Raw genomic sequence first — 24,689 nt, 5'->3', positions numbered from 1 at the left:
GACGGCCACGATCAGACCTGCGAGGTTCTCTACGCTCACAGCTTCTCCACCCCCCGCGCGATCAGGGCGATGACGGCGAACACGGCGACCGTGACACCGACGTAGATGAGGTCGGACATGGGCTCCACCAGCGTGGTTCGGGAGACTGCCGCGACCGGCCGGGGGGCACTGCGCGGCGCCGGCGGACGACCGGCTGAAGCAGCAAACCAGCCGTCAGAGGGGCGTTACGGGTTCCTGACGCCCTCCATACGGGTGACGATGGGACGTTGACGCGACTTTGACGTCCGCTTCACCGCTCCGAGACCGTCGTGATCGGGCCGAGACCGGAAAAGCGACGGATCCGGGCACGGGGACCGTTCACTGCGTGGACCGTTCGCTTGCGCGGCAAGACGCCGAAGGGCTCTCCCAGGCCGCGTGGGCGGCCCGGGAGAGCCCGGTGGGTGCTGGTGGGCACATTGCCACCCCGTCTTTCACATCCTCATGCGGAGGCGGCAGACGACCGCGTCGGTGCTCCGGCGCAGGGCGCGGTCGATCACGGCGCCCCGCCGGTTCTGCAGCGCCCACTGGTACCAGTGGGCCGGCTCCACCTCGGGGATCAGCACGGTCAGCCGGTCGTACGCGCGCTCCTCCCCGAGCCTGTTCACGAAGTCCGCGATCGGCTGGCCCAGCCGGCGGTGGTCGTCCGGGATCTCCACCAACGGCACGCCCGGCTCCCACAGCTCCCAGTCGCGGCGCAGCGCCTCGGCCTCGGCCTGCTCGTGCACGACGGTCACCGCCATCACCTCGTCGCCGAGCGACAGCGCCGCGGACAGGCCGTCCCGGGTGAGCCGGGTGATCGCCGTCACCGGGACGACGACCAGGCTGCGCCGGCGGGTCACCGCGCCGGGCACCCGGCCCAGCTCCAGCCGCTCGCCGATCTTTCCGTAGCTGCGGTGGACCAGCTCGAAGAGCAGCACCAGCAGCGGCAGCGCCACCACGATGCCCCAGGCGCCCTCGGTGAACTTGGTGCCGGTGACGACGAGCGTCGCGACGCCGGTGAGCACGGCGCCGAAGCCGTTCAGCGCGGCCTTCCACCGCCAGTTGGCCGGCCGGTGCAGGTACCAGTGCTTCACCATGCCGACCTGGCAGATGGTGAAGCCGACGAACACGCCGATCGAGAACAGCGGCACCAGGCTGTTGACGTCGCCGCCGGAGCCGACCAGCAGCACCGCCGAGGCGACCGCGAGGAACAGGACGCCGTGCCGGTGCACCTGCCGGTCGGCGCGCAGCGCGAACACGTGCGGGAGGTGGTTGTCCCGGGCGAGCAGGTGGAGCAGGACCGGCAGGCCGCCGAAGGAGGTGTTGGCGGCCAGGCCGAGCAGGACCACGGTGGAGAACTGGACGACGTAGAACGCGGCGCCGTGGCCGAGCGAGGCGTCGGCCAGCTGGGCGAGCACGGTGACGCCCTCGACCGGCTGGAGGTGGAAGCGGCCGATCAGCACGGCCAGTCCGATCAGCATCACGCCGAGCAGCGCGCCCAGCGCGACCTCGGTGTTCTGCGCGCGCTTGACGCGCGGTGTGCGGAAAGAGGGGACGGCGTTCGCCACCGCCTCGACACCGGTCAGCGCCGAGCACCCGGCGGCGAAGGACTTGAGCAGGAGCAGCGCGCCGACGGTGGTCGCGTTCTCGGCCAGCACGGACGCGTGGCCGGCGGCGGCCGCGGTGCTGGCGGGAGCGTCCCGGAACAGGCCGACCACGATGATCGCCAGGATCGAGACGACGAAGACGGCGGTCGGCGCCATGAACCAGCGGGCCGACTCGGCTATCCCGCGGAGGTTGACGGCCGTCACCAGGGCCAGCACGCCGAGGCAGAGCCAGATCCGGTCGTCGTACAGGCCCGGCACGGCCGAGGTGAGCGCGGCCACGCCCGCGGTCACCGAGACCGCGACGTTCAGGATGTAGTCGATGACCAGCGAGGCCGCCGCGGTGAGGGCGGTCCGGCGGCCCAGGTGCTCCTTGGCGACCGCGTACGACCCGCCGCCGTCCGGGAAGGCCGCGATCACCTGCCGGTAGGAGGCCACCAGCACGGCCAGCAGGACGGCGATCGCCACGGTGACGGGGAGCGTGAAGCCCAGCCCGTGCGCCCCGGCCGCGGCGAGCACGAGGACGATCGACTCCGGTCCGTACGCCACCGAGGCCATGGCGTCCAGCGAGAGGGCGGCCAGGCCGCCGAGCGCCGTGAGGCGGTGCCGTTCGTCGCCCGCGCCGGTATCCGGGGGGCGGGGGTCGGCCGAGACGGCCTGGGTGGAGACGGCGCTGGGCATCGACGGGACCTCCGCGGTCGGTAGTTGCTCCGATCCTGCGGGGCGGGGCCCGACGCTGCTTTGGCCTGTACGCGTTCCTGACGCTGCCACGGGCGGCTTTTACGCGTCGTTGACGCCGCACACGGGGGCGCGGCAGAGGCGCGGCGGGCGCAGGGGGAAGGCGTGGGCGGGGGTGGGTGGGCCACTGTCACGGCGGTCGCCGGTTGGGAAGACGAGAAGGACTCCCACCCCCGGGCTCCCACTCTGCTGCCCTTAGTCAGCAATTGCAAGTGATGTGCAATAAGTCGCCCTGCCCGCGCACACCCGCACTCCGGGTGGCGGACCGCGACGGGAGCGACGAAAACAGCCCCTGATCCGCGTTTCCGCAGATCAGGGGCTGTTTCTCTATCCTGTGGCTGGTGCAGGGTTCGAACCTGCGTAGCTTGCGCGACAGATTTACAGTCTGCTCCCTTTGGCCGCTCGGGCAACCAGCCAGGATTGGCGCCTCCCGGGGCCTTGCCCCGTTCGACTCCGTAAACGATACCCGATGCCAGGGGGTGCTTCGCCACTCGGTCGGCCACATGATGATCAAGGCCTTCGGCGTGGCTGTCGGGGGCGGCGGCGGGGTGCCGCTGGATAGGCTGGGGCGGCGGGCGTCCAGCGGGGCGAGCCGTGCCAGTGAAGCCAGAGCATCAAGGAGACCAACACCCATGGCCGACTCCAGTTTCGACATCGTCTCGAAGGTCGAGTGGCAGGAGGTCGACAACGCGATCAACCAGACCTCCCGCGAGATCGCCACGCGCTTCGACTTCAAGAACGTCGGCGGCGAGATCAGCCGTTCCGGCGAGAAGATCGAGATGAAGGCCAACGGCGAGGAGCGCGTGAAGGCCATCCTGGACGTGCTGCAGAGCAAGTTCGTCAAGCGCGGGCTGTCGCTGAAGGCTCTGGACGCCGGCGACCCGCAGCTGTCCGGCAAGGAGTACAAGATCTTCGCGAACGTGAAGGAGGGCATCTCCACGGACGATGCCAAGAAGGTCGCGAAGATCATCCGCGACGAGGGCCCGAAGGGCGTCAAGGCCCAGGTCCAGGGCGACGAACTGCGCGTCAGCTCCAAGAGCCGCGACGACCTCCAGGCCGTCCAGGCCCTCCTCAAGGGCAAGGACCTCGACTTCGCGATCCAGTTCGTGAACTACCGCTGACCTCTCCGCGAGGAAGTGGCAGAGCCCCGGTCCCACGTACGGGACCGGGGCTTTCGCGTGTGGCGCGGCGGGTGGGGGCAGTCGGCGGTGGGGTGGGGGTGGACGGCGGGGCGGGCCGCCGCGGCGCCGTTGCCCGCGACGGTGGCGGACACCGAGGCGACCCGGGTCAGCACGAGGGCTGCGGTCAGCGCGGCGGCCCGTACCCACGGCGTGGCTCAACCGGTCGTCGCCGCCCAGCCGTCGGTGCTGCGGTGGGCGTCGAGGCCGACCGCCCCGAACTCGTCCGTCCGCCCCTCCTCCACCCGGGCGCCGAGCTGCCGCAGGGCGCGGGAGATCGGGCTGCCCTCGGCGGTGAAGAGCTCGAACGCACTGGTGAGCGGCCCGAGTTCGAGCCGGCCGTCGGACCAGACGGCGGCGCGCTGGGTGCCGGTGCCGCCGAAGAATTCGGCCTCGACGCAGGCGATCGGGCTCGCCTTGGACCAGGCCGCGAGCCGCAGTTCGAAGCCCTCCGGATGCCAGGCGAAGCCGGCGCCGCCGTCGGACTTGCGCTCGTCACCGCCGGTCCGGAAGGCGGACAGGAACGCGGGAGTGGCCGGGATCAGCGCCAGCCCTTGCGCGAGCGGCGCCACGCGGGCGGCCGGCACCTCGGCGGCCGCCACCGTCAGCAGCTCCAACGTGCCGATCAGCGCTCGGAGTTCATACGACATGCGGGACATCGTGTCCCACGGCACCGACAACCCGCCCGGAATTTATGATTCCGTGGCCGGCCGGGGTCCGCGCAGGCGCCCGGACTCCCCCGCCCGGGGCGCGTCCGAAGTCGCACCACCGCACGCCGGCACGCCGATGCGCCGATGCGCGGTCACCCGGGCGGGCGCACGCCGCATGCGGCGCTCCGGGCAACCGGGTGAACTGGCCGGGTGCGGCCCGCCGCCGGAGGCCGCCGAGCCGCGCAGCACCGACGGAGCGCTGCGCGGCACCGAAGGAGGTGCGGCATGACCGCCAACCCGATGGCGTCCCGGCACCGCCGGATCCACCTGGACTCGATCGTCCTGCTGGTCGCGATGCTGATCACCGGACGGCTCTCGTGCACCCGACCGCACGCCACCGACCCGGCCGGCCGGAAGGCCGAGCAACTGTCCGAAGCGCCGGGTCCGGCCGACTACCCGGTGCCGGCGCAGGACCGGATCGTGCACACCCTCGGCGAGAACGGCGGCGCCGTCTGCGACGACCCGTCGAACGCACCGGGCCGGGCGCGGCGGAAGTACGGCCTGCCCAACGGCGCCGGCGGGCCCGCGTACGCCGCGCCCGACGGGGCGGTGCAGGAGGCCTGCGGCCGGCCGACGTCCTTCCTCGGCCTGGGCGGCTCGATCCCGCTCTCCGGCGTCCCCGCCACCACCTGCCCCGAGGCGGAGATCATCCCGACGGGCGTCGAGGAGCCGCGCCGCCTGATCCACGCGCCGGACGAGAGCGTCGACCCGGGCGAGATCGAGCACATGGCCCACGTCGAGGCGTCCTTCCCGCGTCAGTGTCGCCGGGGCCGCGCGGGTGCGCCGGGGCCCCGGCCGTTCGACGGCGCTCCGTACACGTGACGGAGCCTCGGGCGCGTGATGGAGTTCCAAGCAGCAGCCCGTCCGGATGATGAGGAGGAAGACCCGTGCCCCGACCCTTCACCACCGAGGACTACCGCGCCCGGATAGCCCGCGCCGCCGCCGACGCGGCCGCCGCCGGACTGACCGGCCTGGTCGTCGCCCCCGGCCCCGACCTGGCCTACCTGTGCGGCTACCAGCCCACCGCGATCACCGAGCGGCTCACCGCCCTCGTGCTCGGCGCCGGCCGCGAACCCGCGCTGATCGTCCCCAAGCTGGAACGCCCGGACGCCGAGAAGGCGCCCGGAGCCCCGGCCGTCCGGCTGCTCGACTGGACCGACGGCGAGGACCCGTACGCCACCGCCGTCCCGCTGCTCGACCCGGCCGGACGGTACGGCATCTCCGACAACGCGTGGGCGATGCACCTGCTCGGCCTCCAGGGCGCACTGCCCGGCGCCGGGTTCACCTCGCTCACCGCGAGCCTGCCGATGCTGCGCGCGGTCAAGGACGCCGACGAGCTGGATCGCCTCGCCGCGGCCGGCGGCGCCGCGGACGCCGCCTACCGGGGCGTCCTGGAGGTCGAGTTCGCCGGGCGCCGGGAGACCGACGTCGCCGCCGACCTGGGCGCGCTGCTCATCCAGTACGGGCACAGCCAGGTCGACTTCACCGTCGTCGGCTCCGGCCCCAACGGCGCCAACCCGCACCACGAGGCCGGCGAGCGGATGATCCGGCGGGGTGACACCGTGGTGCTCGACTTCGGCGGCCTCAAGGACGGCTACGGCTCGGACACCACGCGGACGGTCCACGTCGGCACGGACGTCCCGGACGAGGTGCGGAAGGTGCACGACATCGTCCGGCGCGCCCAGCAGGCGGCCTTCGAGGCCGTCCGGCCCGGGATCGGCTGCCAGGAGATCGACCGGATCGCCCGCCGGGTCATCACCGAGGCCGGCTACGGCGAGTACTTCATCCACCGCACCGGCCACGGCATCGGCATCACCACGCACGAACCGCCGTACCTGGTCGAGGGCGAGGAGCAGCCGCTGGTGCCCGGCATGTGCTTCTCGATCGAGCCCGGGGTGTACCTGCCCGGCCGCTTCGGGGTGCGGATCGAGGACATCGTCACCGTCACGGCGACCGGCGGGCGGCGCTTCAACAACACCCCGCACGAGCTCGGAATCGTCTCCTGAACCGGCTGCCGAGCAGCCCCGAACCGGCCCAAACCACCCATGCCGAGTAGGACTTTCTTAAGATCCGGTCATCGTTCATCAAGGCTCCTCCCAGCTTGCCTCGCTAGTTTCAGCGGGCATGACCAACCTGCTGCGTCCGGCCGCGCCACCACGACTCGTGCGGGCCGGGCGGCCTAGCCCGGTGGGCCCGGTGCACCTCGCGGCCAGACTCCGGCCGCTGCGGCTCCTGGCGTGGCCGCTCTACCTGGCGGCCCTCGCCTGGTACGTGCGCGGCAACGGCCTGCCGTCCGCCAACGACGTGGTCTTCTGCTGGCTGATCGGTGCCCTGCTGACCGCCGCCGCGCACAGCGGGCAGGGTCCCCGCGGCTTCCTCCTGGTCCTGCGCGACTGGGTGCCGGTCATGGCCGCGGTCTGGACGTACTCGCTGCTGCGCGGCTACGGCGCGCACACCCCGTGGGCGCCGTACTGGCTGCCGCAGCTGGACGCCGACAAGGTGCTCGGCTTCGGCCAGACCTGGACCGTCCGGCTCCAGCACGCGCTCTACACGCCCGGCTCACCGCACTGGTACGACTACGCGGCGGTCACGGTCTACCTCTCGCACTTCTTCCTGGTCTTCGTGATCCTCGCGGTGCTCTGGCGGCGCAACCACGCACGGTACGTCCACCTGCTCACCTGCTACCTGGCGTTGACCTTCGCCGGCTTCGCGACCTACCTGCTCTACCCGGCCGACCCGCCGTGGCTGGTCGCCCAGGAGGGCCACCTGCCCGGGCTGACCCGGGTGGTGTCCTCGGTGCTCACCGACATCGGGCTGCCGCAGGCGCAGTCCGTCTTCGAGAACGGCAGCCAGTTCGCCAACGACGTCGCCGCCATGCCCTCGCTGCACTCCGCCTACCCGGCGATGCTGCTGTTCTTCTTCTGGCCGACCGCCCGCCCCTGGCTGCGCGCGCTGCTCGTCGCCTATCCGCTCGCGATGGCCTTCACGCTGGTGTACGGCGCCGAGCACTTCATCGTCGACATCCTGGCGGGCTGGACGTACGCGGCCGTGGTGGTCTTCGGCCTCCGGTTGCTCCGGTCCCGCCGGGCCGGTCGCCGGGAGGACGAATGCAGGCTGGTGCACGTGGCACCCGCCACCAGGCCGCTACCGTCCACCAGGGACACCGCGTGATCCGACACCCCGGGGTCCGTCGTCAGACTCCCGCCGGCCCGTCCGGGAGCGGCCCCGCCCGCAGCTCGCGGATCAGCGCCCGGACGATCGTCCGGCTCGCCGCCGAGTCCTGATCAGGAACCGTCCTCGGGGAGCAGCGCCAGCTCCAGCGCGGCCAGGCGGGCCGGGTCGGCGACCACCTCGTACCCGGCCACCAGGCCGTCCGCGACCGCCACCCGCAGCACCAGCCGAAGCCGCCCGCCCGGGGCGATCAGGATGCCGGGCACGCCGTCGACCAGGGCCACCGCGCCGAAGCGGGCCCGGCGGCCGAAGACCGTCGTCTCCCGCGCGACCGTGAGCGCGCCGCGCGCGACCGGCGACCGGCCGGCGGGCAGCGCGGCCGGGTCGGCCCGGCGGACCACGTCCGGCGCGAGCACGGCCAGCAGCTCGGCCAGGTCCCCGCCGCGAGCGGCGGACAGGAAGGCCTCCACGACCCGCCGGTGCCCGGCCAGGCGCTCCGGCGGCTCGACGGCCGTCCCGCGCACCCGCTGCCGGGCCCGGCTGGCCAGCTTCTTGGCGGCCACCGGCGTCCGGCCGACGATCGGCGCGATCTGCTCGAACGGCACCGCGAAGCCGTCGTGCAGCACGAAGGCGACCCGCTCGGCCGGGCCCAGCCGGTCCAGCACCACGAGCAGCGCCCGGCCGACCGACTCGACCAGCAACGCCTCCCGCTCCGGGTCCCCGGCCTCGCCCGGCTCCTCGGACAGCGCCTCGTCGGCCGGCTCCTCGCGGCGCACCGCGCGGGCCCGCAGGAGGTCCAGGCAGAGCCGGGAGACGACGGTGGTCAGCCAGCCCGGCAGGTTCGCCAGGTCCTCCGGGTCGGTCCGGCCGAGCCGCAGCCAGGCCTCCTGGACGGCGTCCTCCGCCTCGCCCGTCGACCCGAGCATCCGCTGCGCGATCGCCCGCAGCCGCCCGCGCTCGGCCTCGAAGCGCGCCGCGAGCGTGTCGTCCAGAATCCCGTCCCGGCTCATCGGTCACCTTTCCTCGGCCCGGCCCGTCACCGCTATGACGTTCCACCGGACCCCGAGGTGACGAGGAGAGCACCATGACGTCCGCCACCCTGCTCCACCTGGACTCCAGCATCAGCCCGGCCGGCTCGGTCAGCCGCGCCCTGACCGCCCGCTTCGCCGCCGCCTGGCGCGCCCGGCACGGCGCCGCCACCACCCACCGCCACCGCGACCTCGTCGCCGACCCGGTGCCCCCGGTGCACGCCGCCTACGACGCCCTCGGCCGCCGCACCGAGCGCAAGGGCGTGCTCCCGCCGGACGACGTCGCCGCACTCGCCGAGGGCCCGGACGAGGAGCACGAGTGGGCGCTCACCCGCCCGCTGATCGACCAACTGCTCGCCGCCGACACCCTGTTGATCGGCAGCCCGATGTACAACTTCACCGTCTCGACCGGCCTCAAGGCGTGGATCGACCGGGTCTCCTTCCCCGGCGCCTACGTCGACGCCGGCACCGGCGCGAAGCTGCTGCGCCGCACCCGGGTCGTGGTCGTCGCCGTCCGCGGCGGCGGCTACGGGCCGGGCACCCCGCGCGAGCACTTCGACTTCCAGGTCCCGTACCTGCGGGCGTACTTCGGCAACCTCGGCATCACGGAGGAGAACCTGCACATCGTGACCGCCGAACTCACCCGGGCCGACGACATCCCCGCGCTGAACGGCCTCCAGCCGATCGCCGCGGAGTCGCTCGCGCGGGCCGAGGCCACGCTCGACTCGCTGGCCCTCGGCTGACGGTCCTACAGCGGGGTGACGGCCTTCAGCACGACCAGCAGGGCCACGGCGGCGTTGAGCGCGCACAGCGCCGACGCCGCCGTCCCGACCGCGGCGACCATCGCGGCCAGGCCCGCCGGGGTCTTCGCCGGCGGCCAGTTCCGGGCGGAGGGCACCGGGCCGAGCAGCGCGGCGACCCTGCGCGGTACCGGGCCGGGGGCCGGTGCCGGGGCGGCGAAGGCCGCGAAACCCGGGGCCGGGACGGCCCGCGTGACCAGGGCCGCCCGCGCCACCGCCCGCGCGGTCGTCCGCCGGTCCCCCACCACCTGCGCCGAGTCCTCGTCCGCCCACCGCTCCGCGCTGAAGGCCACCGCCTCCTGGAGCGGACGCAGGAACGGGTTGACGTTGGCGGCGAGCTGGGTGGTCAGCAGGTAGCGGTGGTGCCGGTGCACCAGGTGCGCCCGCTCGTGCGCGAGCAGCGCCTCGCGCTCGTCCTCGGCCAGGCCGTCCAGCATCCCGGTGGACACCACGACCCGCCCCGGCGAGCCGGGCAGCGCGTACGCGTACGGGCTGCTGTCCGGCAGCACCGCGAGGTCGCCGTCCGGCCCGGAGCCGTTCGGCAGGCCGTCCAGCGCCCGCCGGGCCCGCGCCCGCACCCGCAGGTGTCGCGACGCCGTCCGCAGGCAGGCCGCCAGGACCAGGACCAGCAGCCACATCGCGGCCGTCCCGACCGTCTCGTGGTACGGCAGCGCGGCCCGCACCTCCGGGTCGGACCAGCTGTCCGGCAACGGGTTGCCGGGGATCTGCGCGGTGCCGACCACTCCGATCAGGCCGAGGCACAGCACGCTGCACACCGCCATCACCGCGCTGATCACGGTCATCAGCCGGGCCGCGCCGCGCGGGTGCAGGTGCTGCCCGGTCAGACGCGCGATCGGCACCGCCGTCAGCGGCAGGATCAGCGGGAGGAAGACGAAGAAGCCCACGGGTCAGCTCTCACGGTCGGCCGCTGCCGGGTCGGCGGACGCCGAGTCGAGCAGCGCGCGCAGCAGCTCCTCGTCGTGCGGGAGCAGGGCGCTCACGAAGCTCGCCAGGACGGCGTCCCGGTCGGCCTCGCCGTCGAGCATCCGGCGCATCCGCAGGGCGGCGAGCCCGGCCGCGTCGGAGGACGCCTGCCAGAGGTAGGAGCGGCCGGACCGGGTCCGGGAGACGGCGTTCTTGGCGTGCAGCCGGGAGAGGATCGTCATCACGGTGGTGTACGCCAGGCCGCCCTCCAGACGTTCCTGGACCCACCCCGCGGTGACCGGGCCGGGCGCGCGCTGGAGCACCGCCAGCACCTGGGCCTCCAGCTCGCCCTGGCCGCGTCTCCGGGCGGGCGCGTCCCCGGCCGCCGGGGCGTGCCTCTCGTCTGCCATGACGGCCCACTCCCTCCGGATGCCGCGCCCCGGAGCCGGCGGGGCACGCCGTTCATCCTAACGAGCGAGCCCGGCCGGAAGGGCGGCCCCGGTACACCGCTTCGCGGACGACCTGCCGCCGGTCCAGCGCCTCCCCCGCCCCGCCTCCGCACGGCGGCAGCACCTGCCCGGTGACGAACACGGCAGCGCGATGATGTACACCTCGGGGTGCCCGAAGAACCAGAACAGGTGCTGCCACAGCATCGCCCCGCCGTTGGCCGGGTCGAAGACGTGCGAGCCGAACCGCCGGTCCGACTCCAGGCAGAGCAGCGCCGCCGCCGGCACCGGGAACGCGAACAGCACCAGGACCGCGGTGAGCAGGATGTTCCAGACGGAGATCGGCATCCGGAAGCGGCCACTCACCGGGGCCCGGAGCGCGCGCGACGCGTCACTCGAACAGGCTCCTCACGCGCGGGCGCGCTGGGTGACGGCGATGCAGACGAGCACCGTCACGGCCGTCACCGGCGCGGCCGCCGGCAGGTCCTCGGCCAGCAGCAGCACCGCCCACAGCAGCGTCAACAGCGGTTGAGCAAGCTGGAGTTGACTCGCCCGCGGCACGCCGATCGCGGCCATCCCCCGGTACCAGAGCACGAACCCGCCGAACTGCGACACCGCCGCCGTGTACGCCAGCCCGGCCAGCGCCTTCGCGCCCAAATGGACGGGCTCGGCGGGCAGCGCGAGCGCGGTGGTCAGCACGGTCGCGGGCAGCGCCGCCACCACCGCCCACGCGATCACCTGAGCCCCCGGCAGATCCCGCGCCAGCCGGCCGCCCTCCGCGTACCCGGCCGCGCAGATGAGCAGCGCCGCGAACAGGAGGCAGTCCGCGACGGTCGGCCGGCCGTGGCTCTGCCGCAGGGTGAACGCGATCACGGCCACCGCCCCCACCAGCGCGGCACTCCAGAACGCCCGGGAAGGCCGACGGCCGGTGCGCCACGCCGCGAACACCGCCGTCGCCAGCGGCAGCAGACCGATCACCACCGCCGAGTGCGCCGTCGAGGACATCCGCAGGGCGAGCGTGGTGAGCAGCGGGAAGCCGAGGACGCAGCCCGCCGACACGACGAGCAGGCCGGGCCACTGCCGCCCGGACGGCAGCGGGGCGCGGACGGCTGCCAGGTAGAGCGCGGCGAGCACGCCCGCCCCGGCGCCGCGCAGCCCGGTGGCCGTCCACGGGCCGAAACCGGCCAGGGCCCAGGACGTGGCCGGGAAGCTGAACGAGAAGAGGAGCACCCCGAGGGCGGCGAGGGCGGTGCCGGAGGTCGCGGGCGCGCCGGGGGTGACGGTCCGCCGGATCCGCGGTGCTACCGCCCGGATCTGGATAGCGCTATCTTGTGCCTTCATGAATGAGCGTAGCAGTGTGGCCGAACTCGCCGAAGCCCTGCGGCGCGAGATCGAGCGCTATCCGGAGGGGCGAAAGCTGCCGTCCAGCCGTGCCCTCGTCGAGCGCCACCAGGTCAGCCCGGTGACGGTCTCCCGGGCGATCGCGGTGCTCGCGGCGGAGGGCCTGGTCGTCTCCCGGCCCGGGGCCGGGGTGTTCCGGGCCGCCCACTTCGCCGCGGCCCCGGCCGCACCGGCCGCACCGAGCGCCCGCCCGGGCGACCTCTCCTGGCAGGAGGTCGCGCTCAGCGCCGGCTCCGGCCCGCGCGACCTGCTCGCCGCCCCGGTGATCGCCACCCTCAGCGTGCCCCCGCCCGGCGTCATCGACCTCAACAGCGGCTACCCGCACGCGACCCTGCTCCCCGAACGCCTGCTGGCCGCCGCCCTCGCCCGGGCCGGACGCCGCCCCGGCGCCTGGGACCGCCCGCCCACCGACGGACTCACCGAGCTGCGCGGCTGGTTCGCCCGGGACATCGGCGGCACCGGCGGACCGATCGGCGCCGGCGACGTCCTGATCACCGCGGGCGGGCAGGGCGGGCTCACCGTCGCGGTGCGCGCGCTGGCCGCGCCCGGCACGCCCGTCCTGGTGGAGTCGCCGACCTATCCGGGGATCCTCGCGGTCCTCCACGCGGCCGGACTGCGGCCGGTCCCCGTCCCGGTCGACGCCGACGGCGTCCGCACCGACCTGCTGGCCGACGCCTTCGCGGCCACCCGGGCCCGGGTCTTCGTCTGCCAGCCGCTGTTCCAGAACCCGACCGGCGCGGTGCTCTCCCCCGAGCGGCGCGCCGAGGTGCTGCGGATCGCCCGGGCCGCCGGCGCTTTCGTCATCGAGGACGACTTCGCCCGGCTCCTCGTCCACACCGACGCGCCCGCGCTGCCGCGCCCGCTGGCCGCCGACGACCAGGACGGCGTCGTGGTGCACCTGCGCTCCCTGACCAAGGCGGCCTCGCCCAACCTGCGGATCGGCGCCCTGACCGCCCGCGGCCCGGCCCTGGCCCGGCTGCGGGCCACCCAGGTGGTGGACAGCTTCTTCGTGCCCCGGCCGCTCCAGGAGGCGACGCTGGAACTGGTCTCCGACCCCGGCTGGGCCCGCCACCTGCGCACCCTCGGCGCCGAGCTGCGGGACCGCCGTACCGCCACCGTCGCCGCCCTGCACCGCGAGCTGCCCGGCTTCGTCGGCGACTACCGCCCGGGCGGATACCACCTGTGGCTGCGACTGCCGGGCGGCACCGATGACGCCGCTCTCACCGCCGCCGCACGGCGCGCCGGCGTCCTCGTCACCCCGGGCCGCCCCTACCACCCGGCCGAACCCCCGGCGGCCCACCTCCGCCTCAGTTACGCCGCCGCCGAAAGCGCCACCCACACCGTCGAGGGCATCCACCGCCTACGCCAGGCCTACGAGACCCTGACCTCCTGAGTCACCCCCCAAGGCGGACGCCCCATGCCATCACCAGGCCCCGCGCAGCGGAATCCTCAGCGCCGGTACCCCGCCATCCGCTCCAGGCGGGCGATGCGCTCCGCCATCGGCGGGTGGGTCGAGAACAGCCTCGCGCCGGCCTCGCCCGGGCGGAACGGGCTCGCGATCATCATGTGGCTCGCCGTCTGCAGCTGCGGCTCCGGCGGCAGGGGCAGCTGACGCGTGCCCGCCTCCAGCTTCCGCAGCGCGCTCGCCAGCGCCAGCGGGTCCCCCGTGATGCGGGCGCCGTCCGCGTCGGCCTGGTACTCGCGGGAGCGGCTGACCGCCAGCTGGATCAGCCCGGCCGCCAGCGGTCCGAGGACCATGATCGCCAGCATCCCGAACAGCCCCGGCCCGTCGTCGTCCTCGTCCCGTCCGAACGGGATCAGCCAGGCGAAGTTCACCAGGAACATCACGACCGAGGCCAGCGCCCCGGCGACCGACGAGATCAGGATGTCCCGGTTGTAGACGTGGCTCAGCTCGTGCCCGAGCACTCCCCGCAACTCGCGCTCGTCGAGCAGCTGCAGGATGCCGTCCGTGCAGCAGACCGCCGCGTTGCGCGGGTTGCGGCCGGTGGCGAAGGCGTTGGGGGCGGGGGTGGGCGAGATGTAGAGCCGGGGCATCGGCTGGCGGGCCGAGGTGGAGAGCTCCCGGACGATCCGGTAGAGCTGCGGCGCCTCGATCTCGCTGACCGGCCGGGCCCGCATGGCCCGCAGCGCGATCCTGTCGCTGTTCCAGTACGCGTAGGCGTTGGTCCCGACGGCGACCAGCACGGCGATCACGAGGCCGGTGCGGCCGAAGAAGCCGCCGATCACCAGGATCAGCGCCGAGAGGCCGCCGAGCAGGACGGCGGTCCTCAGTCCGTTGTGCCGGCGGTGCACGTCAGGCCCTCCAATGGCGCGGTGGGGAAGCCCTTTCTGCCTCGTCCCTCTTGCCCGGTCAACGGGCGGGGCCGGGGACCTTGTTCCCTTGTGACAGAGGTGACACCGCACCCACCGCGGGTGCCCGACCGTTCGCCCGCCGGCCGGCGGGTCAGAAGAGGCTGCCCCCGGCCACCTGGAGGACGAGCTGCGGGGCGACCGAGAGGACCACGGCGGCCGACGCGGTGAGCCCCAGCGTCGCCGTCAGGCTGAGCGGCAGCCGGCGCTCGACGACGGCCTCGCGGACCGCTTCGCCCTCCGCCACCGGGGCGAACAGCCGGGCCGTCCAGAGCAGGTAGTAGTACAGCGCGACGACCACGTTGACGGCCATGACGACGGCCAGCCACCCCAGCCCGGCGTCGACGGCCGCGCGGAACACCACGACCTTGCCGAACAGGCCGATCACACCTGGCGGCAGCCCGGCCAGGCAGAGCAGGAAGAAGGCGAGTGCCAGCGCCGTCCAGCGGCGCCGCGCGAACAGGCCCCGGAAGTCGTCCACGCTGGTCCCGGCCCGGCTGCCGACCGCCGCCACCACGCCGAACGCGCCGAGGTTCACGACGCCGTAGATCAGCGCGTACGCGGCGGTGGCACCGAGCGGGTCGGTGGCGGTGGGCGCGTAGCCGGCGGCGGCCAGCGGCACCAGCAGGTACCCGGCCTGCCCGACGGAGGACCAGGCGAGCAGCCGGACCGCGCTGTAGCGGGTGTCGAAGCGCTGGCGCAGCGCGCCGACGTTGCCGACGGTCATGGTCACGGCGGCGAGCACCGCGAGCACCAGGCCCCACGTGTGGGCGTACGGGCGGAACGCCACGGTGGTGGCGAGCGCCAGGCCGGAGAGGCCGGCCGCCTTGCCGACGACCGACAGGTAGCCGGCGACCGGGAGCGGCGCGCCGGTGTAGGTGTCGGGCACCCAGAAGTGGAACGGGACGGCGGCCACCTTGAAGGCGAAGCCGACCAGGGTCAGCACGGCGCCCGCCTCGGCCAGCGGCTTGAGCTGCCCGGGGGCGTGCTCCAGGCCCTCGGCGATGGCGCCGAGGTGCAGGCTGCCGCTGGCGGCGTAGACGAAGCCGACGCCGAGCAGCATCACGGCGGTCGCCGTGACGGAGGTGACGAAGAACTTCAGCGCGGCCTCCGCGCCCCGACCGTCCCGGCGCAGCGCGACCAGCGCGAAGGCGGGCAGCGAGGCGACCTCCAGGGCGATCACCATGGTGGCGAGGTCGCGGGAGGCGGGCAGCAGGGCGGCACCACTGGCGCTGGAGAGCAGCAGGAACCAGTACTCGCCGCCGGGCAGCTTCTCGCTCTCCACGGTGTGCGCGGACAGCAGCGCCGCGATCAGCGCGCCGCCGAGCGCGAGCAGCTGGAACACCAGGGCGAAGTGGTCCGCGACGTACGAGCAGCCACCCGCGGCGGAGCCGCTGATGCCTGGAGTGTCAGTGGCGCCTGCTACGTTCTGCGCACAGAACGTCGCCCGGGGTGATCCCCCGGTGAGGGGGAGGAGCGAGATGAGCGCGAGGGCGAGTCCCGCCGCGGTGAGGCGGCCGAGCCACTTCTTGTGGCGCTCGGGCAGGAAGAGGTCGGTGACCAGCACCGCGAGGGCGGCCACGGCGGCGATCAGCGGCGGCGCGATCGCCACCCAGTCCACGGACTGGATCAGGCTGCCCGCGTTGGGTACGGCGAGGGAGGTCACAGTGTGCTGCCCCGTGGAGTGAGGTCCGAGTTCGGCGAGCCGGGCTCCGAGCATGTCAGCCACCTCCGAGGAGGTGCTTGACGGCTGGGTCGGAGAGGCCGAGCAGGAGCGCGGGCCAGAGGCCGGCGAGCAGGGTGAGGGCGGCCAGCGGCGTCCAGCTGACGGCCTCGTACGGGTGCAGGTCCGCGAGCTCGGCCACCGGAGCGGGCTGTTCGGGGTCGCCCATGCAGACGCGCTTGACGACGATCAGCAGGTACGCGGCGGTCAGGAGGGTGCCGAGGCCGGCCAGGACCATGTAGGTGACGAAGGCCGGGCGCGACAGGCCCGCGGCCGGGTCGAACGCGCCGAACATGGCGAGCAGCTCGCCCCAGAAGCCGGCCAGCCCGGGCAGGCCGAGGCTGGCGACGGCGGCGAAGGCGAGCAGGGCGCCGATCCGGGGTGCCCTGCCGTAGAGGGCGGCGCCGGTGCGGCCGGACAGCGTGTCGAGGTCCGCCGTGCCGTAGCGGTCCTTGAGCGCGCCGACGAGGAAGAACAGCAGGCCGGTGATGAGACCGTGCGCGATGTTGGCGAACAGCGCGCCGTTCACGCCCGTCGGGGTGAGAGAGGCGATGCCCAGCAGGACGAAGCCCATGTGGCCGACGGAGGAGTACGCGATCAGGCGCTTGAGGTCGCCCTTGGATCCGGAACCAGAGGGCGCGGAATGCGACGGGAGGGCCAGCGCGAGACAGGCCAGCGAGCCGTAGACGATGCCGACGGCGGCGAACGCGCCCAGGTAGGGGGCGAGCGTCGCGGTGCCGCCGGGCACCACCGGGAGGAGGACGCGGACCAGACCGTACGTGCCCATCTTCAGCAGCACGCCGGCGAGCAGCACCGAGCCGACGGTCGGGGCGGCGGTGTGCGCGTCGGGCAGCCAGCTGTGCAGCGGCCAGGCCGGGGCCTTGACCGCGAGCCCGACCATGATCGCGAGCGCGGCGACCACCTGGGTGGTGTGGCTCAGGCCGCTGCCGTGCGCGGCGGCGAGGGCCTGCATGTCGAAGGTGCCCGCCCTGGTGCCGATCAGCAGGAAGCCGAGCAGCATCACGGCCGAGCCGAGCAGCGTGTACAGGATGAACCGGTTGGCGGCCGGCACCCTCGCGCCGCTCCCCCAGCGGGCGATCAGGAAGTACATCGGGATCAGCACGATCTCGAAGGCCAGGAAGAACAGGAGGAGGTCCAGCACCGCGAAGGTGGCGAGCATGCCGACTTCGAGGAGGAGGAACAGCCCGACGAACGCCCGCGCCGACGGGCGGTCTTCGTCAGGGGCTCCGCCCCGGGCCGCACCGCCCGGCAGGCGCTTCTCCGAGTACAGCGCGCAGAGGAAGGTGAGCAGCGCGGTGAGCACGATCAGCGGCAGCGAGACGCCGTCCACGCCGAGGTGGAAGCGCACGTGGAGGGCCGGGATCCAGGACACGTCGGTGGTGGCCTGCATCCAGTCGGGCCGGCCGCGGTCGAACCCGGCCGCCAGGGCCACGCTGAGCAGGAACACCGCGCCGGTGACGACGGAGTTCAGCCGCAGCGCGCGCCGGTCGGCGACGCCCGCGTCCGGGCCGAACACCGGCGCCAGGGTGAGGGCGGCACCGAGCAGCGGCAGCACCAGGAGGGCGATGAGGACCGCGTTCATCGGGGGCTCCTACGTGCGGTGGTCGGGGGGAGGGACAGGACGGGGAACGGCATCCGCTACACCGCCACCAGGACGGCCAGCAGGACGACGCCGGCGAGCAGCGCGCTGAGGTAGGTCTGCGCGTTGCCGGTCTGCGCGAGCCGGACGGCCCGGCCGAGCAGGTTGGCGCCGATCCCACTGCCCTGCACGTAGCCCTCGACGACCTCGCGGTCCAGGAAGCGGACCAGCCGAGCCGCGGCGGCCACCGGGCGGACGAACAGCACGCTGTAGAGCCGGTCGACGCCGAAGCCGTGCCGGGCCGGGCCGAACAGCGGGCCGAGCAGGGTGCGCCCGGGGTCGGCGACGATCACCTCGGCGGCCGGGGCGCCGGCCTGCTCGGGCACCCGGCCGGCCGGAGCCGGGGCGGGACGGCCCGCACCGAGCCGCGCGGTGGCGGAGCGCCAGGCGCCGTACGCCAGCAGGACGCCGATCACGGCGAGCCCGGTACCGGTGACGGCGGTGACGCCGGACGGGCGCAGCGAGCCGCCGTCGAGCAGGGCGGGCAGCCAGTCGGAGCGCAGCCCGGCGACACCGAAGCCCATGGTCGGGATCGCCAGCACCCAGAGCGGCCAGCGCATCGCCTGCGGCTCGGCGGTGGCCGGGTCGGCCTCGTCGAGCTCGGGCGAGTACGGCGCGTCGGCCTCGTGGTCGGCGGCCGGGCCGGCCGCCGGGGCTGCCGCCGGGGCCGCGGCCGGGCTGTGGAACGCCACCAGGAAGAGCCGGGTGGCGTACGCGGCGGTGAGCAGCGCGGTCAGCGCCGCCGTGACCAGGACGATCCAGCCGGCGGCCGCGGGCACGGCCGAGGCCGGGCCGAGGCCGTTGGTCATCGCCTCGCCGTTGGCGGCGTGCTCGGCGGCGGTGAGCACCGCCTCCTTGCTGAAGAAGCCGGAGAACGGCGGCAGCCCGACCAGGGCGACCAGGCCGATGCCCGTCGTCCAGTAGGCGTCCGGCACCCGCTGGCGCAGCCCGGGGATCCGGGACATCGCGGAGATCGAGTTGGTGTGCGCGGCGTGGATCACCACACCGGCGGCCAGAAACAGCAGCGCCTTGAACGCGCCGTGGCTGACCAGGTGGAAGACGGCGGCCTCGCGGTCGCCGACGGCCAGCGCGCCGGCCATGTAGCCGAGCTGGCCGACGGTCGAGTAGGCGAGCACCCGCTTGAGGTCGTCCTGCGCGAGCGCGCACAGCGCCGAGCCGATCATCGTCACGGCGGCCATGACGGCGAGCACGACGAGCGCCGCGCCCGAGAGCAGGAACACCGGCAGCAGCCGGGCGACGAGGTAGATGCCGGCCGCGACCATGGTGGCCGCGTGGATCAGCGCGGAGACCGGCGTCGGGCCGGCCATCGCGTCCGGGAGCCAGGTGTGCAGCGGGAACTGCGCGCTCTTGCCGGCGACCCCGGCGAGCAGCAGCAGCGCGATCAGCGTCGGGTGGCCGAGCTTCCCGTCGGTGGCGGCGGTCAGCACGTCCGGGATCCGGAAGCTGCCGGCGTCGGCGCCGAGCAGGAAGATCCCGAACAGGAACGGCACGTCGCCGAGCTTGGTGACCAGGAACGCCTTCAGCGAGGCCGAGCGGGCGTCCGCGGTCTCCCAGTGGTGGCCGATCAGGAAGTACGAGCAGATGCCCATGACCTCCCAGCCGACCAGCAGCACGATCAGGTCACCCGAGTAGACGACCAGGAACATGGCCGCGGTGAAGAGCGAGACCAGCGCCGCGTACGACGGGTAGCGCGGGTCCTCCTTCAGGTACGCGGTCGAGTAGACCTGGACGCACGTGGCGACCAGGCCGACCAGCACGGAGATCAGCGAGCTGAAGCCGTCCAGGTGGAGGGCCAGCGCGATGTCCGGGCCGCCGGTCGGGGTGAGCCGGGTGGCGGCGTCGAGCGCCTGGCCGGTGCCGAGCTGCAGCGCGACCACGAGGGCGAGCACGGCCGAGACGGCGACCGGCACGACCGCGAGCGGCCGGGCCAGGCCCGGCGCCTTCTTCCCGGTGGCCAGGGTGGCGGCGGCACCGAGCGCGGGCAGCGCGGGGACGAGGACGGGCAGGGCGAGGTTCATGCGGCGGCCTGGCCCTTCAGCGCCTCGGCACCGGCCGGCGCCTCCTCGGCGAGCGGCTCGGCCGGGTCGCCGAGCGCGGTGGCCCGGTCGATGTCCGCGGTGCCCCGGGCCCGGAACAGCAGCAGGACGATGGCGAGCCCGAGGCCGATCTCGGCGGCGGCGATCGTGATGGTGAACAGGGTGAGCGCCTGGCCGGCGTGCAGCGAGTCGCGCAGCCAGGCGTCGAAGGCGACGAGGTTCAGGTTGACGGCGTTGAGCATCAGCTCGACGGAGATCAGCAGGAGGATGGCGTTGCGCCGGGCGAGCACGCCGTACACGCCGACGCTGAACAGCAGTGCGGCGAGGACGACGGGGTAGGCGAGGTGCATCAGCTCTCCTCCGTCACGGGCGGGGCGGCAGCCTCCGCAGCGGTGCGCGGCGCGGTCGCGGCGACGGTCCCGTTCGACCCGACCGGCCGCCCGGCGCGCAGTCGGCCGGCCCGCGGTGCCGGCACCCGCCGCTGCGACCCGCGCGACAGCACGATCGCGCCGACGAGCGCCGCCAGCAGCAGCACGGACAGCGCCTCGAAGGGCAGCACCCACGTGCGGAACAGGCTCGCCCCGGTGACGGCGGCCGAACCGCCGCCCGCGCCGAGGTCGATCCAGGAGGTGCGGAAGGCGTCGACGACGAGCGTCACGAGCGTCCCGGCCGCGGCCAGCGCGACCACCAGGGCGACCCAGCGGTTCTTCGAGTCGGCGTCCGGCGAGCGCCCGATCGGCGCCTTGGTGAGCATCAGCCCGAACAGCACCAGGACGATCACCGAGCCGAGGTAGATCAGCACCTGCACCCACGCGATGAACTCGGCGGTGAGCAGCAGGAACTCGATCGCGAGCCCGCCGAGCGCGACCACCAGCCACAGCGCGGCGTGCACCAGCTGCCTGGTGGTGACGGCGACGACGGCCGAGCCGAGCACGGCGATGCCGACCAGCAGGAAGACGATCTCCACGCCGGTCGGCGACAGGAACGAACGGGCGGCCGGCTCCAGCGGGCCGGTCGCCGCGAGCAGGGCAAGAGCGCTCATGCGGTCTCCCCCTTCTCCTCGGATGCGGCGGCAGCGGCCGCCAGCTTGTCCGCCGCCTTGCGCGCGGTGGCGATCTCCTTGGGCTCCTCGGCCGCCGGGTCCAGCGCCGGCGGCGCCGGGACGGTCCACATCCACTCGCGGAGCCTCTCCCGCTCGTGGGTCAGCTCCAGGATGTCCGTCTCGGCGTACTCGAACTCCGGCGACCAGAACAGCGCGTCGAACGGGCACACCTCGATGCAGATCCCGCAGTACATGCAGAGCGAGAAGTCGATCGCGAAGCGGTCCAGCACGTTGCGGGTGCGGGCGCGCGCGTTCGGGTCTGCGGCGGGCAGCGTCTCCTTGTGGGAGTCGATGTAGATGCACCAGTCCGGGCACTCGCGCGCGCAGAGCATGCACACCGTGCAGTTCTCCTCCAGCAGTGCGATGACGCCGCGCGAGCGCGGCGGCAGCACCGGCTGCACGTCGGGGTACTGCGCGGTGACGTTCTTCTTCGTCATCGTCCGCAGAGTCACCGCCAGGCCCTTGGCGAGGCCGGCCCCGGGAAAACTCATGAGATCGCCACCTTGATGATGCCGGTGAGGGCGAGCTGGACGAGGGCGAGCGGGATCAGCACGGTCCACGCGAAGCGCATCAGCTGGTCCTCGCGCAGCCGCGGGTACGTCACCCGCAGCCAGATCACCACGAAGGACAGCGCGAAGGTCTTCAGGACCGTCCAGAGCCAGCCGAGCTGGTCCGGCATCGGGCCGTGCCAGCCGCCCAGGAAGAGCACGGTGGTCAGCCCGGACACCACCAGGATGCCCGCGTACTCGGAGAGCAGGAACAGCGCGAAGCGCAGCCCGGTGTACTCGGTGTACGCGCCGAAGATGATCTCCGAGTCGGCCACCGGCATGTCGAACGGCGGGCGCTGGAGCTCGGCCAGGCCGGCCGTGAAGAACACGAACGCGCCGATGATCTGCCACGGGAGCCAGTACCACTGCCAGGAGTCCACGATCCCGGGCAGCGACAGCGTGCCGGCGGCCATCGCCACCGAGGCCGCCGCCAGCACCATCGGCAGCTCGTAGGACATCAGCTGGGCGGCCGTGCGCAGGCCGCCGAGCAGCGAGAACTTGTTCGCCGAGGCCCAGCCGGCCATCAGCTTGCCGATCACGCCGACACCCATCACGGCCAGCACGAAGAACAGGCCGGCGTCGATCGCCTGGCCGACGAGGCCGCCCGGTCCGACCGGGATCGCCAGCAGCACGAAGAGGTACGGCAGCAGCGAGACGGCGGGCGCCAGCTGGAAGATCCGGCGGTCCGCCCCGGCGGGGACGATGTCCTCCTTCTGCGCGAACTTCACGCCGTCGGCGACGAGCTGCGCCCAGCCGTGGAAGCCGCCGGCGTACATCGGGCCGAGCCGGCCCTGCATGTGCGCCATGACCTTGTGCTCGGTCTGGCCGATGACCAGCGGGAGGACGAGGAAGACGACGAGCGTGGCGACGCAGCGCAGCACCGTGTCGAGCAGGTTCACGTGCCGTCTCCGTCCTGGTCGGCCGGGCCGGCCGACGGGTCGTCCTGCTTCTTCGCCCGTTCCTCCGTCGGGGCCTGGGCGGGCTCCTCGTCGTGCGCGGGCACCGGGTTGTGCCAGGGCGCGTCCGACGACTGCGTCCGCGCGGGGGCGGGGCGCTCGGTCTCGGGCTCGTCGGCCTTCGGCTCGTCGGCCTTCGGCGTGCCGGCCGGCCGGCTGACCGAACCGTCCGCCACCGACCGCGTCCGCCGCGGACGCACCGCCGGTGCACCCTCAGCGGCAGGAGCCGCGGCCGCCTCCGCAGCTGCCTCGGCACCCGCCTGGCTCGCCGATCCCTCCGCCACCGACCGCGTCCGCCGCGGCCGGTCGGCCCGCACCGCCGGAGCCTGCCCGGCAGCGTCGGCAGCCCCTGCGGCGGCGGCCCGCGGCGTCCGCGCCGCCGCGCCCGCGGCCCGCGCACCGCGCGCGGGACGCTCGGCGACCGGCGGCAGGGTGCCCTTGAGCGGTCCCCACTCGTTCGGGTCCGGCACTCCGGCCGGCTGCATCTTCCGCCGCGCCGGCCCGTCGCCGTGGTCGGACTCGCCCGGCTCCTTGGCGCCCGGCCAGGCCTTGGCGACCCGGGCCGCGAGCACGAACTCCTTGCGCAGCGGGTGCCCTTCGAAGCCGTCCGGCAGCAGGAGGGTGACGAGGTGCGGGTGCCCCGGGAAGTCGATGCCGAACATCTCGTGGGTCTCGCGCTCGTGCCACGCGGCACCGGCGTACACCGACACCGCGGACGGCAGCGCGGCCCTGTCGCGCGGCACCCGGGTGCGCAGCGCGAGGTGGCGCACCGCGTGCCCCTCGGCGGAGGCCAGGTGGGCGACGACGGAGAAGCCCTCGGCGAGCTCGTCGACGGCGCTCAGCCAGTCGAAGAAGCCGAGGCCCAGGCCGTCGCGGGCGTTGGTGAGCGCCTCGATCCAGTGCTCGGCGGGCACGTCGACGGTGATCAGCCCGTACGCCTCGGCGCCGGTCGCCCACTGCCCGACCGACGCCGCGTACTGCTCCGCGCTGGTCACGAGACCGCTCCCTCACTCGAAGGCTCGACCGAGGGCCCCGCCACCAGCGGCCGCCGCAGCGCCGAGGCGGGCGCGGCGTAGCGGCCGGGCAGCGACTCGACGGCGATCTTCTCCTGCAGCTTGAGGATGCCCTGGAGCAGCGCCTCCGGCCGCGGCGGGCAGCCGGGCACGTAGACGTCGACCGGGATGATCTGGTCGACGCCCTTGGTCACCGAGTAGGAGTCCCAGTACGGGCCGCCGGAGTTGGAGCAGGCGCCGAAGGAGATGACGTACTTCGGCTCGGGCATCTGCTCGTAGAGGCGCTTGACGGCGGGTGCCATCTTGTCGGTCACCGTCCCCGAGACGATCATCAGATCGGCCTGCCGGGGGCCGGGCGCGAAGGGAATGACACCCATCCGGATGAAGTCGTGCTTGGCCATGGACGCGGCGATGAACTCGATCGCGCAGCAGGCCAGCCCGAAGTTGAAGCACCAGAGGCTGTAGCGGCGGCCCCAGTTGAGCACGACCTTGACCGGGTCCGGCGCGAGCCGGGCCAGCGGGCCGATGCCCCGCCGCTCGACGGCGCCGGGGCGCGACGGGTCCGGGAGGCCGAGCGGGACCGGCCCGCCCGACGCGGCGTGCGAGTGGTTGTGTGTCACGTCCATTCCAGAACGCCCTTCTTCCAGGCGTAGAGCAGCCCGACCGCGAGGAAGCCGATGAAGAGGAACATCTCGATCAGCGTCCCGGCCCCGTACCCGGCGGTGGCGAAGACGGTCGCCCAGGGGAACAGGTAGATCGCGTCGACCGCGAAGATCACGTACAGGAAGGCGTACACGTAGTAGCGGATCTGGGTGTGCGCCCAGTCCTCCCCCACCGGGTCCACGCCGCACTCGTAGGCCAGGAGCTTCTCCGGCGAGTACACCACCGGGCGCAGCAGCCGGTTGGCGGTGAACGCGACGGTGACGAAGAGCACGCCGATGACGGCCAGCAGCCCCATCGCGGCGTACGCGTCGAAGTAGCCGCCGCCGACCGCCGGGTCGGCCGCAACGGCAGCCGCTTGCTGCCCCTCCATGCCCTCGCCCTCCACTCGGCCGTGAACCACCCCTCAAGGCAGTTCTACGTCGCTTTCTTTACACGGTCATAACCATGGCCAATGCGTGAGTCTAAGGGGACGGCTCCGCTCCGCCCGAACCCTGCCCGCTCCGCAAGACGCCACGTGGACACCATGGACACCCATGGACGCCCACGGCCACCCGCCGACAGCCGGTGGACGACCCCGTA

The 24,689-nt window shown here is 73.8% G+C and carries 23 protein-coding genes, 1 tRNA gene and 1 pseudogene; 6 read left to right on the top strand and 19 right to left on the bottom strand.

Going from position 1 to position 24,689, the window contains the following annotated elements; genetic code table 11:
- Window positions 1-470 precede the first annotated feature (470 nt).
- Both ACWCXH_RS34580 and ACWCXH_RS34575 read right to left on the bottom strand, forming a co-directional pair.
- On the bottom strand, window positions 471-2,303 hold the full coding sequence (locus ACWCXH_RS34580) for an APC family permease (RefSeq protein ID WP_449805476.1): 1,833 nt from the start codon (window positions 2,301-2,303) through the stop codon (window positions 471-473).
- Window positions 2,304-2,695: 392 nt separating this feature from the next.
- Window positions 2,696-2,776: transfer RNA gene (locus ACWCXH_RS34575), tRNA-Tyr, on the bottom strand.
- Window positions 2,777-2,992: 216 nt separating this feature from the next.
- Here ACWCXH_RS34575 and ACWCXH_RS34570 point away from each other — a divergent pair.
- The gene (locus ACWCXH_RS34570; RefSeq protein ID WP_449805475.1) at window positions 2,993-3,481 is read left to right on the top strand and encodes a YajQ family cyclic di-GMP-binding protein; all 489 of its coding nucleotides are present in this window, start codon (window positions 2,993-2,995) and stop codon (window positions 3,479-3,481) included.
- A 215-nt stretch (window positions 3,482-3,696) separates the two neighbouring features.
- On the opposite strand, the gene ACWCXH_RS34565 is transcribed toward ACWCXH_RS34570, so the two are convergent.
- Window positions 3,697-4,188, bottom strand: coding sequence for a hypothetical protein (locus ACWCXH_RS34565; protein ID WP_449805474.1), 492 nt, complete (start codon window positions 4,186-4,188; stop codon window positions 3,697-3,699).
- Between the two features lie 285 nt (window positions 4,189-4,473).
- Between ACWCXH_RS34565 and ACWCXH_RS34560 the strand changes: the two genes are divergently transcribed.
- From ACWCXH_RS34560 to ACWCXH_RS34550, 3 genes are all read left to right on the top strand, one after another.
- Window positions 4,474-5,070 (top strand): hypothetical protein, encoded by a 597-nt coding sequence (locus ACWCXH_RS34560; protein ID WP_449805473.1) that lies wholly within the window; start codon window positions 4,474-4,476, stop codon window positions 5,068-5,070.
- A 65-nt stretch (window positions 5,071-5,135) separates the two neighbouring features.
- Window positions 5,136-6,254, top strand: a complete 1,119-nt coding sequence (locus ACWCXH_RS34555; protein WP_449805472.1) for a M24 family metallopeptidase — start codon at window positions 5,136-5,138, stop codon at window positions 6,252-6,254.
- Between the two features lie 118 nt (window positions 6,255-6,372).
- Window positions 6,373-7,419: a phosphatase PAP2 family protein gene (locus ACWCXH_RS34550; protein ID WP_449805471.1), complete on the top strand. Its 1,047-nt coding sequence runs from the start codon at window positions 6,373-6,375 to the stop codon at window positions 7,417-7,419.
- Window positions 7,420-7,532: 113 nt separating this feature from the next.
- Here the strand turns inward: ACWCXH_RS34550 and ACWCXH_RS34545 are convergent, their stop codons facing one another.
- Window positions 7,533-8,429, bottom strand: coding sequence for a sigma-70 family RNA polymerase sigma factor (locus tag ACWCXH_RS34545; RefSeq protein WP_449805470.1), 897 nt, complete (start codon window positions 8,427-8,429; stop codon window positions 7,533-7,535).
- Window positions 8,430-8,503: 74 nt separating this feature from the next.
- Here ACWCXH_RS34545 and ACWCXH_RS34540 point away from each other — a divergent pair, with 74 nt between their 5' ends.
- Window positions 8,504-9,190: an FMN-dependent NADH-azoreductase gene (locus ACWCXH_RS34540; protein ID WP_449805469.1), complete on the top strand. Its 687-nt coding sequence runs from the start codon at window positions 8,504-8,506 to the stop codon at window positions 9,188-9,190.
- A gap of 5 nt (window positions 9,191-9,195) precedes the next feature.
- Here the strand turns inward: ACWCXH_RS34540 and ACWCXH_RS34535 are convergent, their stop codons facing one another.
- From ACWCXH_RS34535 to ACWCXH_RS34520, 4 genes and pseudogenes are all read right to left on the bottom strand, one after another.
- The gene (locus ACWCXH_RS34535; RefSeq protein ID WP_449805468.1) at window positions 9,196-10,152 is read right to left on the bottom strand and encodes a M56 family metallopeptidase; all 957 of its coding nucleotides are present in this window, start codon (window positions 10,150-10,152) and stop codon (window positions 9,196-9,198) included.
- 3 nt (window positions 10,153-10,155) lie between these two features.
- Entirely contained in the window at window positions 10,156-10,581 is a 426-nt protein-coding gene (locus ACWCXH_RS34530) for a BlaI/MecI/CopY family transcriptional regulator (RefSeq protein WP_449805467.1), read from the bottom strand.
- Window positions 10,582-10,761: 180 nt separating this feature from the next.
- A pseudogene (locus tag ACWCXH_RS34525) lies at window positions 10,762-10,995 on the bottom strand (cbb3-type cytochrome c oxidase subunit I); the annotation flags it as partial.
- Between the two features lie 30 nt (window positions 10,996-11,025).
- A complete protein-coding gene (locus tag ACWCXH_RS34520) occupies window positions 11,026-11,958 on the bottom strand; it encodes a DMT family transporter (protein ID WP_449805466.1) in 933 nt (310 codons plus the stop codon).
- On the opposite strand from ACWCXH_RS34520, the gene ACWCXH_RS34515 reads away from it, so the two are divergent.
- Entirely contained in the window at window positions 11,957-13,411 is a 1,455-nt protein-coding gene (locus ACWCXH_RS34515; RefSeq protein WP_449805465.1) for an aminotransferase-like domain-containing protein, read from the top strand. The genes ACWCXH_RS34520 and ACWCXH_RS34515 overlap by 2 nt on opposite strands.
- A gap of 56 nt (window positions 13,412-13,467) precedes the next feature.
- On the opposite strand, the gene htpX is transcribed toward ACWCXH_RS34515, so the two are convergent.
- The 11 genes from htpX to ACWCXH_RS34460 form a co-directional block, all read right to left on the bottom strand.
- Window positions 13,468-14,331 (bottom strand): zinc metalloprotease HtpX, encoded by an 864-nt coding sequence (gene htpX / locus ACWCXH_RS34510; protein ID WP_449805464.1) that lies wholly within the window; start codon window positions 14,329-14,331, stop codon window positions 13,468-13,470.
- 151 nt (window positions 14,332-14,482) lie between these two features.
- Window positions 14,483-16,108: an NADH-quinone oxidoreductase subunit N gene (locus tag ACWCXH_RS34505; RefSeq protein WP_449805463.1), complete on the bottom strand. Its 1,626-nt coding sequence runs from the start codon at window positions 16,106-16,108 to the stop codon at window positions 14,483-14,485.
- A gap of 1 nt (window position 16,109) precedes the next feature.
- Complete coding sequence (locus tag ACWCXH_RS34500; RefSeq protein ID WP_449805462.1) at window positions 16,110-17,714, bottom strand: complex I subunit 4 family protein; 1,605 nt, start codon at window positions 17,712-17,714, stop codon at window positions 16,110-16,112.
- 56 nt (window positions 17,715-17,770) lie between these two features.
- Window positions 17,771-19,810, bottom strand: coding sequence for an NADH-quinone oxidoreductase subunit 5 family protein (locus ACWCXH_RS34495; protein ID WP_449805461.1), 2,040 nt, complete (start codon window positions 19,808-19,810; stop codon window positions 17,771-17,773).
- Complete coding sequence (gene nuoK, locus ACWCXH_RS34490; RefSeq protein WP_449805460.1) at window positions 19,807-20,178, bottom strand: NADH-quinone oxidoreductase subunit NuoK; 372 nt, start codon at window positions 20,176-20,178, stop codon at window positions 19,807-19,809. Before nuoK ends, ACWCXH_RS34495 begins: the two co-directional genes overlap by 4 nt.
- Complete coding sequence (locus ACWCXH_RS34485; RefSeq protein WP_449805459.1) at window positions 20,178-20,870, bottom strand: NADH-quinone oxidoreductase subunit J family protein; 693 nt, start codon at window positions 20,868-20,870, stop codon at window positions 20,178-20,180. The genes nuoK and ACWCXH_RS34485 overlap by 1 nt, the downstream gene beginning before the upstream one ends.
- Window positions 20,867-21,421 carry a NuoI/complex I 23 kDa subunit family protein gene (locus ACWCXH_RS34480; RefSeq protein WP_449805458.1) on the bottom strand — a complete coding sequence of 185 codons (555 nt, stop codon included), beginning with the start codon at window positions 21,419-21,421 and terminating at the stop codon, window positions 20,867-20,869. Before ACWCXH_RS34480 ends, ACWCXH_RS34485 begins: the two co-directional genes overlap by 4 nt.
- Window positions 21,418-22,377 (bottom strand): NADH-quinone oxidoreductase subunit NuoH, encoded by a 960-nt coding sequence (gene nuoH / locus ACWCXH_RS34475; protein ID WP_449805457.1) that lies wholly within the window; start codon window positions 22,375-22,377, stop codon window positions 21,418-21,420. Before nuoH ends, ACWCXH_RS34480 begins: the two co-directional genes overlap by 4 nt.
- Window positions 22,374-23,429, bottom strand: a complete 1,056-nt coding sequence (locus ACWCXH_RS34470) for an NADH-quinone oxidoreductase subunit C (protein WP_449805456.1) — start codon at window positions 23,427-23,429, stop codon at window positions 22,374-22,376. Before ACWCXH_RS34470 ends, nuoH begins: the two co-directional genes overlap by 4 nt.
- Window positions 23,426-24,073 (bottom strand): NADH-quinone oxidoreductase subunit B, encoded by a 648-nt coding sequence (locus tag ACWCXH_RS34465; protein ID WP_449805455.1) that lies wholly within the window; start codon window positions 24,071-24,073, stop codon window positions 23,426-23,428. Before ACWCXH_RS34465 ends, ACWCXH_RS34470 begins: the two co-directional genes overlap by 4 nt.
- Window positions 24,064-24,480 carry an NADH-quinone oxidoreductase subunit A gene (locus tag ACWCXH_RS34460; RefSeq protein ID WP_449805454.1) on the bottom strand — a complete coding sequence of 139 codons (417 nt, stop codon included), beginning with the start codon at window positions 24,478-24,480 and terminating at the stop codon, window positions 24,064-24,066. Before ACWCXH_RS34460 ends, ACWCXH_RS34465 begins: the two co-directional genes overlap by 10 nt.
- Window positions 24,481-24,689 lie beyond the last annotated feature (209 nt).

This window comes from Kitasatospora sp. NPDC001660 (assembly GCF_053596725.1).
Note: the sequence above shows the minus strand (reverse complement) of the source record. Positions and strands in the feature narration are given on the sequence as shown.